The sequence below is a fragment of the Nonomuraea sp. CA-141351 genome (assembly GCF_050944675.1).
Taxonomy (GTDB): domain Bacteria; phylum Actinomycetota; class Actinomycetes; order Streptosporangiales; family Streptosporangiaceae; genus Nonomuraea.
The window spans coordinates 4784418-4800001 of record NZ_CP191982.1; the positions used below are offsets into that span (position 1 = coordinate 4784418).

A 15584-nucleotide genomic window follows, 5' to 3' on the forward strand; every position below is an offset into this window, starting at 1 on the left:
AGCGGCCGTGGCGCGGGGGCTTGCCGCTACGGTGGCGCGGATGGGAATCGTGCGGCGAGGGGAGCGCGGCGATGGCTGAGCAGCCACGGGTGCCGCCCGAGATGTTCCGGTTCACCTCCACCGAGCGGGCCGACCTGCACACGGCGGTCCTCAGCGCCTTCGGCGAGGCCGGCGAGCGGCTCGAGACGGCGCTGACGGTGGACGAGGTGCGGGACGGGCTGCGGGCGGTGGGGTGGTACGCGCCGGTCGGCGAGCAGGAGCTGACCGGGACGCTGAAGCAGCTCGCGGGGTGGGGGCTGCTCGACGTGATCTTCAACCATGCGGGGAGTTTCGCCACCGCGGAGGAGTACGAGCGCAAGAACCTGCAGTATTCGCTGACCAGGCGGGGCGAGGCGGCCTACGCCGGGGTGCGGCACGCGATGACGGTGCTGGGCTCGGCCGGAGCGTTGCAGACCGCGGTGCTCGACGCGATCGCCGACCGGCTGGGGGAGCTGGAGGGGCTGCTGCGTGATCCCGATCCCAGGTGCGACCGGCGGATCTTCGCCGCCCTGCAGGAGCTGGAGGCCCATCTCGACGGGCTGCGGGACAACACCAAGCGGTTCAACGGCGAGCTGCAGCGGCTGCTGCGCGTCGAGGCGTCCGAGCTGAGCACGTACCACGAGGTCAAGGGCGCCACGGTGGCCTACCTGCAGGAGTTCGCGGGCAATCTGGAGCAGCGCGGCGACACCATCGCCGACGCCGTGCGCGCGGTGGCCGGGCACGGCGTCGACGTGCTGCACGCGCGGGCGCTCGACGGGGCCGATCTGCCGAAGGAGCCCGGCACGGATCACACCGCGGCGTGGCTGGCGGCCAGGGCCGCCAGGTGGGAGGGGCTGCGGCTGTGGTTCGCGCCCGGCGACGGCGCGGTCCCGCGGGTGCGGCTGCTCCATGACGTGGCGCGGCGGGCCATCGTGTCGCTGCTGCAGGTGCTCGACCGGATCACCGACTCCCGCCGCCGCTCCTCCAGCGCCGCGGCCGACTTCCGTACGCTGGCCCGCTGGTTCGCGGGCGCGCCGAGCGAGGACGACGCGCATCGGCTGTGGGACGCGGCGTTCGGGCTGGGCTCCGCCCGGCACGCGCACCTGGGACACGCGGACGCCGAGCTGATCCCGGCCGGGGTGCCGTGGTCGGAGGCGGAGCCCGTGGAGGTGTCGGCGCTGCTGCGTGCGCGCGGGCGCAACGAGCGGATGGGACGTACGGGGAGGGTACGCGACGTCGACTCCTTGCGGGCCGAGCGCAGGGCGCGGGCCGGGAAGGAGCGGGCGGAGCTGGAGGCCGCCTGGTCGGCGCTGTCCACCACCGGCGCCATGCGGCTGTCGCAGATGGGGGAGCTCGATCACGAGGCCTTCGGGCGGCTGCTCGATCTGCTCGGGAGGGCCCTGGCCGAGCGGCCCGACTCGACCGGGTTCCGGCGGGCCGTGACCTCCGACGGGCGGGTGGAGATCGTGCTGCGGGCGCCCGACGACGGGGCGGTGGCGGTGTTGCGCACCTCGGAGGGGTGGTTCCGGGGACCCGACTACCTCATCGACGTGCGCTCGCTCGAGACCTCCCGCGGCCGGACGTCCGACGCGCGTCGCTGGGCGGCCGGCGAGGGGCCGCGGAGACGGGTGGTGGGCGCATGAGCAGCCTGGCCAACCAGCTCGTCAGGGCCGAGAAGGAGGAGATCGCGCGGGCGATCAGAACCCTGCTCGGCCGGCCCCTCGTGTCCCAGCACGACGACCCCGCCGCCTTCGACCTGATCAGGAAACGGCGGCAGCCGCTGATCCAGTGGTTCGACTACTTCTGCGGCTGGCGGCTGGTCGTGGAGCCGCGCCAGGGGTACGCCCGCCTGGTCAAGGTCAGGTCCGAGGCGAGCGCCACCCGGCCCGCGCGGCGCCGCCGCGCCACCAGGGCCCCGTTCGACCGCCGCCGCTACACACTGCTCTGCCTGTGCGCGGCCGAGCTGCTCACCTCGCCGGTCACCACGATCGGCATGCTGGCCCAGCGCGTCGTCCAGGCGGCCGCGGTGGAGGCGGAGGTGCCCGCGTTCGACCCGGTCAAGGGCGGGGAACGGGCCGCGTTCGTGGACGTGCTCAAACTGCTCGAACACTACGGCGCGATCATCGCCATGGACGGCGCGACCGACGCCTACCTCGACGACGAGGCGGCCAAGGTGCTCTATCGCGTCGACACGACCCGGGTGATCAGGCTCCTCGCCGCCCCGGTGCCCCCTTCGCGGATCGCGTTCGAGGAGGCGGGCCGCCGCGACGCGCTCACCACCGAGGCACGGTACGGCGGCGAGGAGCCGACCGAGACCCAGCGCACCCTGTGGGCCAGGCACTCGCTGATCCGCCGCCTGCTCGACGAGCCCGTCGTCTACCGCGACGAGCTGACCGCCGACCAGTCGGCCTACGCGGCCTCACTCACCGGCCGCCGGCTCATCCGCCGCGTCGCGGAGGAGGCCGGTTTCGTGCTGGAGGAACGTGCCGAGGGCTTCCTGCTCATCGACACCGACGCCACCGCCACGGACACGAGGTTCCCCGACGACGGCAGCCACGCCAAGGTGGCCGCCCTGCTCATGCTCGACCTGCTCGTCTCGTCCGGCCCCGTCACCGCCGCCCGGTTCGACGCCGAGGCCACGGAGCTGCTGCGCCGCTTCCCGCTGTGGGCCAGGGCGTACCAGTCCGACGGGGGCGGGTCGCGGCTGGCCGCCGACGCGCTGGAGGTGCTCACGATGTTCGGGCTGGCCCGCCGCACGGGTAACCGGGTCGCCGCCCTGCCCGCCGCGGCCCGTTACCGGGTCGACACGGCCGACCAGGAGGATTCATGACAGTCACCGAGCTCACCGCCGCCGCCCGCGCAGCGCACGGAATGGACTCCCGCTGGGTCCCCGTACGCGCGGGCATCCTCAACGTGTGGCGCTACTACGACGAGGTGTTCGAGTTCCACAGGGGCAGGCTGCTGCTGCGCGGGCCGAACGGCAGCGGCAAGTCCAAGGTGCTCGAGCTGCTGTTCCCGTACGTGCTCGACGCCAGCCTCAAGCCGAGCCGGTTGTCCACGTTCGGCGGCACTGAGCGCACCATGCACTGGAACCTGATGGGCGACGGCGCCGGCGGCACCACCCGCGTCGGCTACGTGTGGCTGGAGTTCCGGCACGCCGACGGCCGCTGGTTCACCTGCGGTGCCCGGCTTCAGGCCACCATCCACACCAAGAACGTCACCGCCGTCTACTTCACGACCGAGGCCCGCGTCGACACCGCCGACGGCATCCGGCTCACCGGCGAAGCCGGCCAGCCCCTGACCAAGTCCCAGCTCATCGAGGAGCTCGGCACGTCGGGCAAGGTCCACGAGTCCGCCGACGCCTACCGCACGGTCGTGCGGCAGACGCTCTACCCGGCGCTCAACGAGCAGCGCTACGACTCGCTCCTCACCGCCCTGCGTCAGCTGCGCACACCCAAGCTCTCCGAACGCCTCGACCCCGGCCTGCTGTCCGACCTGCTGTCGAGCGCCCTGCCGCCGCTCGGCGAGGGGGAGATCCACGAGATCGCCGAAGGGTTCGAGCGGCTCGACCGGCAGCGTGAGGAGCTGCGGCTGCTCGACCGCGACGTGGAGGAGGCCGACCGGCTCGCCGTCCGGCAGCGTGGCTACGCCCAGCGTGTCCTGCGGGCCGCCGCCGCGGCGGTGACGTCCTCGGGACGCGCCCAGGACTCGCTGGCGGCCGGGGCCGAGGCCAAGCGGGAAGCGCTCAAGGAGGTCGAAGGCGAGCTGGCCGCCACGACCGCGCGGCTGGGCGAGGAAGAGGCGCAGGAGCTGGCGCTGTCCGCGCAGATCGACGGCCTCAAGGAGAGCGAGGCGTACGCGTCGGGCTCCGAGCTGCACCGGCTCCGCACGGAGGCGCAGGCCGCCCACGAGACGGCCGCCCGCCTCCGCGACCAGGCGGGCGCGGCCGCCCGCTCCTCCGCGGCCAAGCAGGAGTCGGCTTCCTCGGCGGAAGCCGCGGCCCGCACCGCCGCCGCGCTCGCCGGCCGCGCCAGGACGGAGGCCCGCCACGCTGCCGAACGCGCCGGACTCCTCGCCGCCCATGAGGAGTCCGAGCGGGCGGGGTTCACCTGGGAGGCCGGCGACCTCGACGGCCTCGCGGACGGGCCTCGGCCCGGCGTCGCGCAGGCCGGACCGGGTGCCACCCGAGCCGCCGCACCCGCCGGCGGCACCGCGTTCAGCGGCGGGCGCACGCCCGATGCCGACCCTGCGCCCGACGATGGACACGCGCCCGAGAGCGGGCGTGCTTTCGACGGCGAGGACGCCGTACACCGGGCGCGCGAGTTGTTGCGGGCCGCCGTCACCAGCCGGGCCGCCCAGATCCGCGAGGTGCGGGCCGGAGCCGTCGAGCACCACGAGACGATCAAGCGCCGCACCACCGCCGAGCAGGACCGCGACCGCGCCCGGGACGCCCTCGCCACCGCCCAGACGGCCCACGACCAGGCGGAACGCCTGCGCGACGAGCGGGCCCGTGACCTGGCCGCCGCCCTCGCCGATTGGGCGGCCGGTTGCACGCAGCTCAAGCTCGACCCAGAAGAGCTGGCGGGCACGGCCGAACGATTCGAGCAGGCCGACGAGCTGGCAGGCGCCGCCCGCACGGCGGCGGCGGTCAGGCTGGCCGCCCGCGAGCAGCACCTGACGGGCCTGCGCGACAAGCTGCTGGCCGAGCGCGCCGACCTGGCCCGCGAACGCGAACGGCTCAACGACCAGGCCGTCCTCGAACCGCCGACCTCGCACGCCCGGGACACCGCCGCCAGAGAGGGCCGCCCCGGCGCCCCGTTGTGGCGGGCCGTGACGTTCAGGTCGGGCCTCGATCCGGTCGCGCAGGCGGGCGTGGAGGCGGCGCTGGAGGCGGCGGGTCTGCTGGATCTGTGGCTGCGCCCGGACGGCGGGTTCGACCCGGGGGAGCACGACGCGTTCGCGGTGGCGTCGCTGGCCAAGCCCGCGCCTGGCTACAGCCTGGCCCACGTGCTGCTCACCGAGGCGGACTCGCCCGTGCGGGCCGACACGGTGCTGGCGGGCATCGCTTTCGCGCCGAGCGCGATCGGCGTCGACCATCCCGCGGTCATCGGTGCCGACGGCACCTGGCGGCTCGGGCCCGCGGCCGGCCGCTGGGTCAAGCCCGAGCCCTCCTACATCGGAGCGACCGCCCGCGAGCGCGCCAGGCGCCGCCGCATCGCGGAGCTGGACGACCGGCTCGGCGAGCTCGCGGGCACGATCGCCGAGTGCGACCACCTGCTCGCCGTGGTCGACGCCGACCGCGACACGCTCTCCGCCGAGCTGCGGCGCAGGCCCGACAGGCAGCCGTACGCCAGGGCGGTCGATGCCCTCGACGGCGCGGTGAAGAAGGTCGCGCTGCTCGAGGACCGGCTGCGGGCGTACGAGCAGCGCCTGCACGAGCGCGAGCAGGAGGTCGGCCGGTCGCTGCGGCGGCTCACCGAGCTGGCGGCGAGCCACACCCTGCCCACCGCGCCGCCCGCGCTCGACAACCTGGAAGAGGCCCTGCGCACCGCCGAGACGGCCGGCACCGCCTGGCACGACCGGCGGGCCGACGCTCGCGCCGCAGGCGAACGCGCCCGGCACGCCGCCGAGACCGCCGCCGAATACCAGGAGCTCGCCGTCAGAGCCGTCGAGCGCGCCGAGGCCGCCGCGGCCTCCGCCGTGGTGGTGGCGGAGAAGCTCGCGGCCGTCGAGTCCACCATCGGCGTCGAGCAGGCGCGCGTGCTGGATCAGCTCCAGGAGACGCAGGTCGCCTACCAGGCCTGCCGCCGTCTCATCCGCTCCTTCAACGACGACCTGGCGCGGCTCAACGCCCGGCTCGGCCGGCTCAGGGGCGAGCTCGGCACGGCCGAGGAGAAGCACGCCGAGGCGGGCCGCGTGCGGGAGGAGGTGTCGGAACGGTTCCGCCGCCTGATGGCCGGGCACCTGCCGGCGGACGCGCGGGTGACGGCCGGGCCGGTGCGGGACACCGGGGTGCGGGCCGTGCTGGAGTCGGCCAGTGCCGTGGCCGAGCAGCTCGCGGCGGTGCCGTACGAGCAGAAGAGCGTCAAGGAGGCCGAGACGCGGCTGCAGGACGCCTTCCACCATGCCAGGGAGATCCTCGGCGGCCGGGCGGACCTGGAGCTGGCGCCCGACGAGGACGTGCAGGTGCTGACCGCCACCGTCAGCGGCGTCCGGGCCGGGGCGGCGGCGCTCAGCGAGGCGCTGCGCAAGGAGCGCGACGAGCGGCGCTCGGACCTCACGGAGGCGGAGCGGGACCTGTTCGGCCGGACGCTGGCGGGCGACACGCGGCGGCACCTCGCCGACCGCATCAGGCAGGCGACCGCGCTGGTGGAGGGCATGAACCAGCGCCTGGAACGCGTCCGCACCGCCTCCCAGGTCGCCGTCCGCCTGGTCTGGGAGGTCGATCCCACCCAGCCCTCCGGCACGCGGGCCGCCCGCGACCTGCTCCTGCGCGACCCGGCGGGGTTGAGTGAGGCCGACAAGGAGGCGCTCTACGTCTTCTTCAGGGACCGGGTGGAGGAGGCCAGGGCCGGCAACTGGTCGGCCGGCTGGGAGGACCAGCTCATGAAGGTGCTCGACTACACGGCCTGGCACCGCTTCGTGGTCAAGCTCGACCGGGGCGACGGGCACGGGTGGCAGGAGCTCACCAGAAAGCTGCACGGGGCACTGTCCGGCGGGGAGAAGGCGATCGCGCTGCACCTGCCGCTGTTCGCCGCCGTGGCCGCGCACTACCAGACCGATCCGGACTGTCCGCGGTTCATCCTGCTGGACGAGGTGTTCGTGGGGGTGGACAAGGCGAACCGCGGCCAGGTGTTCGACCTGCTGGTGGATCTGGGGCTGGACCTCGTGCTCACCTCCGACCACGAGTGGTGCGAGTACCGCGAGCTTGACGGGATCGCGGTCCACCAGCTCATCACGGGCGACGGGGACGACGCGGTGACGACCGCCCGTTTCGTCTGGAACGGCTACCGAACGGTCCCGACGGAATGACGGATCCGGCAGCGTGGGTCAGAGCGAGGCGGCCCAGGGTGGGTTGGCGCCCGGCACCGAGCAGGTCAGGGCCGCCACCCTGGCCGCGAACTCCGCCGCCTCCACCGCCGTCTCCAGGTCAAGGCCGTCCAGGCGGCCGCCGAGCAGGCCCTTGGCGGAGAGGCTGTGCAGGAGGCCGGCGGTGAAGGAGTCGCCCGCGCCGACCGTGTCCACCACGTTCACCTTCGGCGCCCGTACCGGGGCTCTCTGCCCGCCCAGGGACACGAGCGCGCCCGCCGCGCCCCTGGTGATGACGATCAGGCGGGCGCCGGCGGCGTGCCAGGTGTCACAGGCGCGTTCCACCGGCACGCCGGGCAGCAGGAAGTCCAGGTCGTCGTCGCTGAGCTTGAGGATGTCGGTCCACTCGCACCAGCGGGACACCGGGTAGTCGTCCCGGGTGGCGAAGCTGGGGCGGACGTTCGGGTCGATGGAGATCGTGGCGTGCTCGGCGGCCTCCCTCGCGAACGCCTCCACCGCCGTCCGGCCCGGCTCCTTGGCGAGCACCATCGAGCCGGTGTGCAGGCAGGTGGCCGGGCCGAGCCGCTTCAGGTCCAGCTCGTACGGGGTCCACTGCCAGTCGGCGGTGCCGTTGGCATAGAAGGTGTACTCGGCCCGGCCGCCGGCGTCGAGGGCGGCGACGGCGAGCGTGCTGGGCTCCTCGGCCTCGACGGACGCCGAGAGGTCCACGCCTGATGAGGTGAGATGCCGGCGGAACATCTCGCCGAACACGTCGCCGGAGATGCGGCCGAGGAAGCGCGTGGGGGTTCCGAGCCGTGCCAACGCCACCGCCGTGTTCGCGGGCCCGCCACCTGGCAGCACCTGCAACGCCAGCCCTGTCGCGCCGCCGTCACTCGCCCCGTGAGGGTCGCCGCCCCGCCTCGCGCCGTTCTCCGCTCGCGGCGCACTCGCCTCGCCGCCGGCGGGTGCCCGTCGCGGACCAGGGTGCTGCTCACCAGAGGGGCGGTGCGCCGGTCGCCCCTGGTCGTCGAGGCGTACATCGTCGCGCTCGATGGCCATGGACGCGTCGCTGGGCGCAAGGGAGGGGGTGGTGGGGCGGGGGCCGAGGGGGTGGTCGCCGGGGGAGCGGGTGGTGAAGCCGTCGGCGACGCACTCACCCAGGACAGCGATCATCGGGCCTGCCTTTCAGGCATGTTGCCGATTTGTTACGGCATGGGGGCATTGACGTTTCTCGGATCGGAGTCCATCATCGCAGCACAGCGGATGTCAACGTTGACATATGTCAACGATGACATCGGATCCCCCCTGATAGGAACCGCCCATGAACGCAAAGCTTTCGGCCGGACTCCTGGTCACCGCCCTTCTCATCACCGGTTGCGGCGGCGGCAGCGGAGGCAGTGGTCAGAGCTCGTCCACCCCCAAGGTCGGACTCATCACCAAGACGGAGACCAACCCGTTCTTCGTCAAGATGAAGGAGGGCGCGGAGAAGGCCGCCAAGACCGGCGGCATGGAGCTGATGACCGCCGCCGGCAAGTTCGACGGCGACAACGCCTCGCAGATCACGGCCGTCGAGAACATGGTCGCCGCCGGTGTGAAGGGCATCCTCATCACCCCGAGTGACACCAAGGCCATCGTCCCGGCGATCAAGAAGGCCCGTGACGCGGGCGTGCTCGTCATCGCCCTCGACACCCCGACGGAACCGCAGGACGCCACGGACGCGCTGTTCGCCACCGACAACCTCAAGGCGGGCGAGCTGATCGGCCAGTACGCCAAGGCCGCCATGGCCGGCAAGCCCGCCAAGATCGCGACCCTGGACCTGGCCCCGGGCATCACGGTCGGCCGGCTCAGGCACGACGGCTTCCTGAAGGGGTACGGCATCCAGGAGGGCGACCCGTCCATCGTCTGCTCCCAGGACACCAGGGGCGACCAGGCCAAGGGCCAGACCGCCATGGAGACCTGCCTGCAGAAGGCCCCCGACATCAACGTCGTCTACACGATCAACGAGCCCGCCGCGCTGGGCGCGTACACGGCGTTGAAGGCCAAGGGCCGCGAGAAGGACGTGCTGATCGTCTCCGTGGACGGCGGCTGCACCGGCACGAAGGCCGTGCAGTCGGGACAGATCGCCGCCACGAGCCAGCAGTACCCGCTCAAGATGGCCGAGGACGGCGTCAAGGCGGTGGCCGAGTTCGCCAAGAGCGGCAAGAAGGCCTCCGGCTACACCGACACCGGCGTCACGCTGATCACCGACAAGTCCGTCTCCGGCGTCGAGGCCAAGGACACGGCCTTCGGCCTGGCGAACTGCTGGGGCTGACATGGCAGTGATGGAAGCGACATTGCCGCGACGCCTGATCACCACGCCCGTCGCGGGCCCGCTGGCCGCGCTGGTGCTGGCCTGCCTGTTCTTCGGGCTCAGGACCGACCAGTTCTTCACCGGCCCCAACTTCTCGCTGATCATCCAGCAGGTCATGGTGGTCGGCACGCTGGCCATCGGGCAGACCCTGATCATCCTCACCGCGGGCATCGACCTGTCGAACGGCGCGATCATGGCGTTCGGCGGCATCGTGATGACCAAGCTGGCGGTGGACAGCGGCCTGCCGCCGGTGCTGGCGCTGGTCGCCGGGCTCGCGATCTGCTCGGGGTTCGGGCTGGTCAACGGGTTGCTGGTGACACGGATCTCGCTGCCGCCGTTCATAGTGACGCTCGGCATGCTGAACGTGGTCTTCGCCCTGACCCACATCTACTCCAACGAGCAGACGGTCACTGACCTGCCGCCGCTGCTGACGTTCCTGGGGCAGACGTTCCAGGTCGGGCAGACGAACGTCACCTACGGCTCGCTGCTGACGATCCTGCTGTTCCTGCTGTTCGCGTACCTGCTGGGCTCCACGGCATGGGGCAAGCACGTGTACGCGCTCGGCAACAGCCCCGAGGTGGCCCGCCTGACCGGCATCAGGACGCGCCGCCTGACCGTCGGCGTCTACACCCTGGCCGGCTTCGTGTACGGCATCGCCGCCCTGCTGCTCGTCTCCCGCACCGGAGTGGGCGACCCGCAGGCCGGCCAGACCGACAACCTGGACAGCATCACCGCGGTCGTGCTCGGCGGGACGAGCCTGTTCGGCGGGCGCGGCCTGGTGATCGGCACGCTGATCGGGGCGCTCATCGTGGGGGTGTTCCGCAACGGCCTGCAACTGATGGGCGTACCGTCGATTTACCAGACGCTCATCACCGGCATCCTGGTGATCCTCGCCGTCGCCGTCGACCAGCTCTCGCGCAGGAGGAACCGATGACGACCCCCGTCCTCCAGGCCCGCGGCCTGGTCAAGAAGTACGGCCACGTGACGGCCCTGGACGGCGCCGACTTCGACCTGATGCCCGGCGAGGTGCTCGCCGTCATCGGCGACAACGGCGCGGGAAAGACCAGCCTCATCAAGGCGCTCACCGGCGCGCTTCAGCCCGACTCGGGCGAGATCCTGCTCGACGGCGAGCCGGTGCGCCTCCGCGACCCGCTCGACGCCCGCAGGCACGGCATCGAGACCGTCTACCAGGACCTCGCGGTCGCGGCCTCGCTCGACATCGCCACGAACATGTTCCTCGGCCGCGAGATCCGCAAGCCCGGCATCCTCGGCAGCGTCTTCCGCCTGCTCGACAAGAAGCGCATGCGCGAGGAGTCGGCCAGGCACATGGCCGAGCTCAAGATCGGGCTGCGCTCGCTCACCCAGCCGGTCGAGTCGCTGTCCGGCGGCCAGCGGCAGGGCGTGGCCGTGGCCAGGGCGGTGGCGTGGGCCACGCACGTCGTCGTCATGGACGAGCCCACGGCCGCGCTCGGGGTCAAGGAGTCCGGCCAGGTGCTCGACATGATCAAGCGGGTCCGCGACCGGGGCACGCCGGTGGTGCTGATCAGCCACAACATGCCGCACGTGTTCGAGATCGCCGACCGCGTCCACGTCCAGCGCCTCGGCCGCCGGGTCGCCCAGATCAAGCCGGGCGACCACAGCATGGCCGAGGTGGTGGCCATCATGACGGGCGCGCTCCAGGTCTCGGACGGCAAGGCGGTGGTGGCGGACCAGGGCGCGGCGGAGGCCATCGGGTTGTCCTGATGGGCGGCCACTAACATGGGCGCAATGCGGCGTCCGACGATGACAGATGTGGCGCGTGAGGTAGGCGTCACGGCGAAGACGGTCTCGCGGGTGCTCAACGACGACGGCCCGGTCGCCGTCGAAACCCGCGAGCGCGTCATGGAAGCCGTCAGGAAGCTGGGCTACCAGCCCAATCTGATGGCCCGCAACATGCGGGTCGGCGCGCGCGACGCCGCGATCGGCCTGATCATCCCCGAGATGGGAAACCCGTTCTTCGGCACGGTCGCGGGCGGCATCGAGAGCGCCATCCGCGCCCGGGGGCTCACCCTCATCGTCGGCAACTCCAGCGAGACGGCCGACCTGGAGCAGTCGCTGATAGCGACGTTCCTGGCCCGCAGGGTCAGCGCTCTCATGGTCGTCCCCTCGGCCACCAGTGACCACCGCCACCTGCGCACCGAGCGCGTGGCCGGCCTGCCGATCGTCTTCCTCGACCGCCCGGCCGTCGGCCTGACCGCCGACAGCGTGGTCAGCGCCAACCGGGAGGGCGCCAGGGCCGGCGTCGCCCACCTGATCGCCCACGGCCACCGCAGGATCGGCTTCGTCGGCGACCTGCCCGCCACCCTCTACACCCGCCGCGAGCGCTTCCAGGGCTACCGCGACGCTCTCGAGGCGGCGGGCCTGCCGTTCGAGCGCTGCCTGGTGGAGACGGGCCACGACCAGGAGGCCGCGGCCCAGGCCACCATGCGCCTGTTAGCCCTCGACGATCCGCCGACGGCGCTGTTCGCGGGCAACAACCTCGCGTCGATGGGCACGGTGGTGGCGCTGTCGCGGGCCCGCCGCAGGGACGTGGCGCTGGTGGGCTTCGACGACCTGCCCCTGGCCGAGTGCCTGGACCCGCCGCTGACGGTCGTGGCCCAGGACCCGGCGCGGATGGGTGCCGCGGCTGCGGAGCTGGTGCTGTCGCGGCTGGACGGCGACAGGTCGAAGGCCCGCAGGACGCTGGTGTCCACCCGGCTGATCGTCCGGGGCTCGGGCGAGCTGCCCGGGCCCCGGTGATCCTCAGCGTTTGACGGCGAACGTGCCCGTCAGCGGCCCGAGCTCGACGGTGTACGCGCCGGGCTCACCGCGACGCACGTCGAAGGAGACCTTCGCGTCCCGTCCGGCCCGCAGCTCCACGCTCTTCCGCTGCTCCACCTGACCGTTCACGCGGAGCACGGCCTCGTACGCACCCGCCGGCTCGCCCACGTTCTTCACCCGCGCCGAGACCTCCACGCGCCCGGAACGCGAGACCGAAGGCGTCACCTCCAGGTCGCTCAGCGCGAACAGCGCCTTCGGCCCGGCCACCCGGTCGTGCAGGAACACGTCGGAGCGCCGGTTCGTGTCGCCCTCGACAAGGTTGGCCGAGGTGCTCTCGAACGCCACGAACCGCCCGTCGTCGCTGATCGACGGCAGGTCCGACCAGCCGTCCCCTTCCGCTCCCTTGGGAGCCGTGGAGATCCGCTCGGTCGTGCCGGCCGCGACGTCCCGCACGAACACGTCGTTCCGCCCGTTGGCGTCGCCGCCGACGATGTCGGCCGAGTCGCTGTAGAAGGCGACCAGCCGCCCGTCGGCGCTGGGCGCAGGGGCGAACGACATGCCCTTGGCCGGGCTGCCGTCCGCTGCCGCCGAGACCAGCTTGGACTCGCCCGTGGCCAGCACCTGTACGTACAACTGCCCGAGCCCCACGCCGTTGGTGAACACGATCGCCCGCCCGTCGGCGCTGATCACGGGCCCGGTGGTCTCGGTGTCCGGGTACGGCCCGGTGACCCGCTTCACGGTCCCGGCCTCCCGGTCGCGGACGAACACGTCGATGTGCCCGTTGCCGTCGCCCTCCACCAGTGTGGCCGCGTCGCTCTGGAACGCGACGAAACGGCCGTCGGCGCTGATCGTGGGCTCGCGGGAGTTCCCGTCCACCTGGGAGCCGTCCTGCGCGACGGAGATGCGCTGGGTCGTGCCCGTCTGCCGGTCGCGGAGGAAGATGTCGCTGCGCCCGTTGGTGTCCCCGGGGACGAGATTGGTGGCGTCGCTGATGAACACGGCGAACCGCCCGTCGGCGCTGAACTGCGGCGAACCCGACAGCCCGTCACCCTGGACGCCCTCGGACGACACCGAGATCCGCTCCGTCGTCCCCGTCTGCCGGTCGTGGACGAACGCGTCCGTCTGGCCGTTCGTGTCGCCCGGCACGAGGTTGGTCGCCCCGCTGTTGAACCCGACGAGACGCCCGTCCCCGCTGACCGTCGGCGACACCGAGAACGCGTCCGCCAGCCCGCCGCCGGACGGCACCGACACGCGCTGGGTGGCGCGGGTACGCAGGTCGGTGGCGAAGATGTCCAGCTCGCCGTTGGTGTCCTCGCCGTCGAGGTTGGACGCGGGGCTCGCGAACACCACCACGCCGCCGTCGCCGCTCAGCTCCGGCCACCAGGCCTCGTGGTTGCCCTGCCGCCCGTCGGTGCCCAGGGAGACCCGCTCGGTGTCCGGCGGCCGGGGCAGCGTCACGTCGGCGTGTCCGGTGCCCACGTTGGCTTTCACCGGGTCGGACCTGGACACTCCCGGGGCGTTGGCGGCTATCTCGTAGTCGCCGTACGGGACGTCCTTGATCGTGTACCGGCCGTTCCTGCCGGTCGTCGCCGTCAGGACGTCCGGCACGCCGAGCACCGTGACCGCGGCGCCGGGCACCGTCGATCCAGTCGGGCCGTACACCACCCGCCCCGAGATCGTGCCCCAGCGGGTCCGCTCCAGCCGCACGGGCAGCTCGGAGATCTGGTCGGCCCTGACCTGGACGGTCTCGCGCGTCGTCTCGTACCCGAACCTGGACAGCGTCAGCTCGTGCCGTCCCGCGGGAAGCCGGAGCTCGAAACGGCCGTCCGCGCCGGTCTCGACGCTGCGGCCGTCCTGTCTGGCGACCTTGACGCCGGCCAGCGGCCTGCGGGTGCGCTCGTCGGTGACGACGCCGCGGACGCCGCTCTTCAGCCCCGCCTCCGTGACGGCGGCGTAGGCGTCGATCCGGCCACTGCCGTAGCGGGGGTTCGGGCGTGCCCCGTACCGGTCGTCGGAGACCGACGTGCCCCGCAGGATCTCCAGCGCGGCGTCGACACTCAGGTCCGGGCGGGCCTGCAGCAGGAGCGCGACTGTGCCCGCCACGTGCGGGGTGGCCATCGAGGTGCCGCTCAGCGTGCGGTAGCCGCCGCCCGGCCATGCCGACAGCACGTCCACGCCGGGGGCGGACACGTCCGGCACGACGTACGAGTCAGGCCACTCGGGTGGCGCGTCGAACCAGTCGCTCCGCTTGACCACGCCGCCGCATGAGAAGTCCGGCACGGCGTCGTCGGCGTCGGTCGCGCCCACGGCCACGGCCTCGAACACGTTGCCCGGGCTGGCCGACTGGCCGGGCGCGCAGTCGTTTCCGATGGCGAAGGCGGGGAACGCGCCGGCGAAGTAGATGTTCCTGGCGGGCTCGATCAGCTCGTCGGCGTAACCCTCCGAGCCCAGCGACATGCTCACCACGTCGGCCGGCCGGCCCGCGGGGCTGCCGTCGGCCTTGAACGGGGCCAGTGCCCACTGCATGCCGGCGATCACCTGGGCCAGCGTGCCGCTGCCGCCGGGGATGATCAGGCCGGCCATCAGCTCGGCGCCGGGCGCGACCCCGATCTGCGTGCCGGACGCGTTCCCGCCCGCGATCGTGCCCGCCACGTGCGTGCCGTGGTAGCTGCTGTCGTGCGGCTCCGAGGCCACCGGCTTGCCGTCCCGGTCGAACTCGATCCAGCCGCCCGGGTGCTGGGGATCCGAGGGGTCGTCGGTGGCCAGCTTGTTCGCGAGGTCGGGGTGTGTGGCGTCGATGCCGGTGTCGAGCACGGCCACGCGCACGCCCTTGCCGGTGATCCCGGCGCTCTGCGCCTTGTCCGCGCCGATCTTGGCGATGCCCCAGGCCTTGCCGTCCGCCGCGGGCTGCTGTTCGGGCTCGGGGGCCTCGAGCGTGAAGTTGGGGATGATCCGTTCGACCGTGTCCAGGCCGGCCAGGGCGCTCAGGGTGCCGGGCGCGACACGTACCAGGACCATGTTCTTCAGCCAGAACGTGTTGAGCACCTGGTCGCCGCGCTGCTTGACCAGCTGGACCACGGGGTCCTGCACGGACTCGGCGCTCTCGGCCAGTGCGGTCCGCGCCTCGGCGCGGGACTTCAGCGCGGGCAGGTCCTGCGGTGTGCGGAGCACGACCGCCGCCTCGACACGGCCGCTCTTGAGCTGCGTGACGAGCTTGGGATCCACCTTGGGCCCCGGCTCCGCCACGGTCTCGGCCGCCGCCGGACCCGCCACGAGGGTTCCGAGGAGGAGTACGGCCGGTAAGAAGACGGCGAGCAGGCGTCGCTTGGCGGATCGGGGAGAGGAAGGCGGCATAACGCTCCTTAGTTCACATAAATCACAGGAACGC

The 15584-nt window shown here is 72.7% G+C and carries 9 protein-coding genes; 7 read left to right on the plus strand and 2 right to left on the minus strand.

The genetic code is table 11. From position 1 onward, the window contains the following. The first annotated feature begins 71 nt into the window (after positions 1–71). From ACQPWU_RS22600 to ACQPWU_RS22610, 3 genes are read left to right on the plus strand one after another with little or no spacing between them, the layout of a single operon-like run. Positions 72–1661: a TIGR02677 family protein gene (locus ACQPWU_RS22600; RefSeq protein WP_433443140.1), complete on the plus strand. Its 1590-nt coding sequence runs from the start codon at positions 72–74 to the stop codon at positions 1659–1661. Then, positions 1658–2848 (plus strand): TIGR02678 family protein, encoded by a 1191-nt coding sequence (locus tag ACQPWU_RS22605; RefSeq protein WP_433443142.1) that lies wholly within the window; start codon positions 1658–1660, stop codon positions 2846–2848. The genes ACQPWU_RS22600 and ACQPWU_RS22605 overlap by 4 nt, the downstream gene beginning before the upstream one ends. After that, entirely contained in the window at positions 2845–7050 is a 4206-nt protein-coding gene (locus tag ACQPWU_RS22610) for a TIGR02680 family protein (RefSeq protein WP_433443144.1), read from the plus strand. The genes ACQPWU_RS22605 and ACQPWU_RS22610 overlap by 4 nt, the downstream gene beginning before the upstream one ends. A gap of 18 nt (positions 7051–7068) precedes the next feature. Here the strand turns inward: ACQPWU_RS22610 and ACQPWU_RS22615 are convergent, their stop codons facing one another. Continuing rightward, positions 7069–8220 (minus strand): carbohydrate kinase family protein, encoded by a 1152-nt coding sequence (locus tag ACQPWU_RS22615; RefSeq protein WP_433443146.1) that lies wholly within the window; start codon positions 8218–8220, stop codon positions 7069–7071. Positions 8221–8368: 148 nt separating this feature from the next. On the opposite strand from ACQPWU_RS22615, the gene ACQPWU_RS22620 reads away from it, so the two are divergent. Genes ACQPWU_RS22620 through ACQPWU_RS22635 form a run of 4 tightly spaced genes read left to right on the plus strand, consistent with a single transcriptional unit; the run spans position 8369 to position 12175 of the window. Further along, positions 8369–9358, plus strand: a complete 990-nt coding sequence (locus tag ACQPWU_RS22620; RefSeq protein WP_433443147.1) for a sugar ABC transporter substrate-binding protein — start codon at positions 8369–8371, stop codon at positions 9356–9358. Between the two features lie 10 nt (positions 9359–9368). Further along, positions 9369–10331 (plus strand): ABC transporter permease, encoded by a 963-nt coding sequence (locus tag ACQPWU_RS22625; RefSeq protein WP_433443149.1) that lies wholly within the window; start codon positions 9369–9371, stop codon positions 10329–10331. After that, complete coding sequence (locus tag ACQPWU_RS22630) at positions 10328–11140, plus strand: ATP-binding cassette domain-containing protein (protein ID WP_433443152.1); 813 nt, start codon at positions 10328–10330, stop codon at positions 11138–11140. Before ACQPWU_RS22625 ends, ACQPWU_RS22630 begins: the two co-directional genes overlap by 4 nt. 24 nt (positions 11141–11164) lie before the next feature. Further along, positions 11165–12175: a LacI family DNA-binding transcriptional regulator gene (locus tag ACQPWU_RS22635; RefSeq protein WP_433443154.1), complete on the plus strand. Its 1011-nt coding sequence runs from the start codon at positions 11165–11167 to the stop codon at positions 12173–12175. Positions 12176–12178: 3 nt separating this feature from the next. Here ACQPWU_RS22635 and ACQPWU_RS22640 read toward each other — a convergent pair whose 3' ends face one another. Next, positions 12179–15550: a S8 family serine peptidase gene (locus ACQPWU_RS22640; protein WP_433443156.1), complete on the minus strand. Its 3372-nt coding sequence runs from the start codon at positions 15548–15550 to the stop codon at positions 12179–12181. Between the last annotated feature and the right edge of the window lie 34 nt (positions 15551–15584).

Bases quoted from the DNA above. Each gene is read 5' to 3' on its own strand.
- ACQPWU_RS22635 (WP_433443154.1), top strand. From the start codon at position 11,165: ATGCGGCGTCCGACGATGACAGATGTGGCGCGTGAGGTAGGCGTCACG.
- ACQPWU_RS22640 (WP_433443156.1), bottom strand. From the start codon at position 15,550: ATGCCGCCTTCCTCTCCCCGATCCGCCAAGCGACGCCTGCTCGCCGTC.
- ACQPWU_RS22615 (WP_433443146.1), bottom strand. From the start codon at position 8,220: ATGATCGCTGTCCTGGGTGAGTGCGTCGCCGACGGCTTCACCACCCGC.
- ACQPWU_RS22605 (WP_433443142.1), top strand. From the start codon at position 1,658: ATGAGCAGCCTGGCCAACCAGCTCGTCAGGGCCGAGAAGGAGGAGATC.
- ACQPWU_RS22620 (WP_433443147.1), top strand. From the start codon at position 8,369: ATGAACGCAAAGCTTTCGGCCGGACTCCTGGTCACCGCCCTTCTCATC.
- ACQPWU_RS22600 (WP_433443140.1), top strand. From the start codon at position 72: ATGGCTGAGCAGCCACGGGTGCCGCCCGAGATGTTCCGGTTCACCTCC.
- ACQPWU_RS22625 (WP_433443149.1), top strand. From the start codon at position 9,369: ATGGAAGCGACATTGCCGCGACGCCTGATCACCACGCCCGTCGCGGGC.
- ACQPWU_RS22610 (WP_433443144.1), top strand. From the start codon at position 2,845: ATGACAGTCACCGAGCTCACCGCCGCCGCCCGCGCAGCGCACGGAATG.
- ACQPWU_RS22630 (WP_433443152.1), top strand. From the start codon at position 10,328: ATGACGACCCCCGTCCTCCAGGCCCGCGGCCTGGTCAAGAAGTACGGC.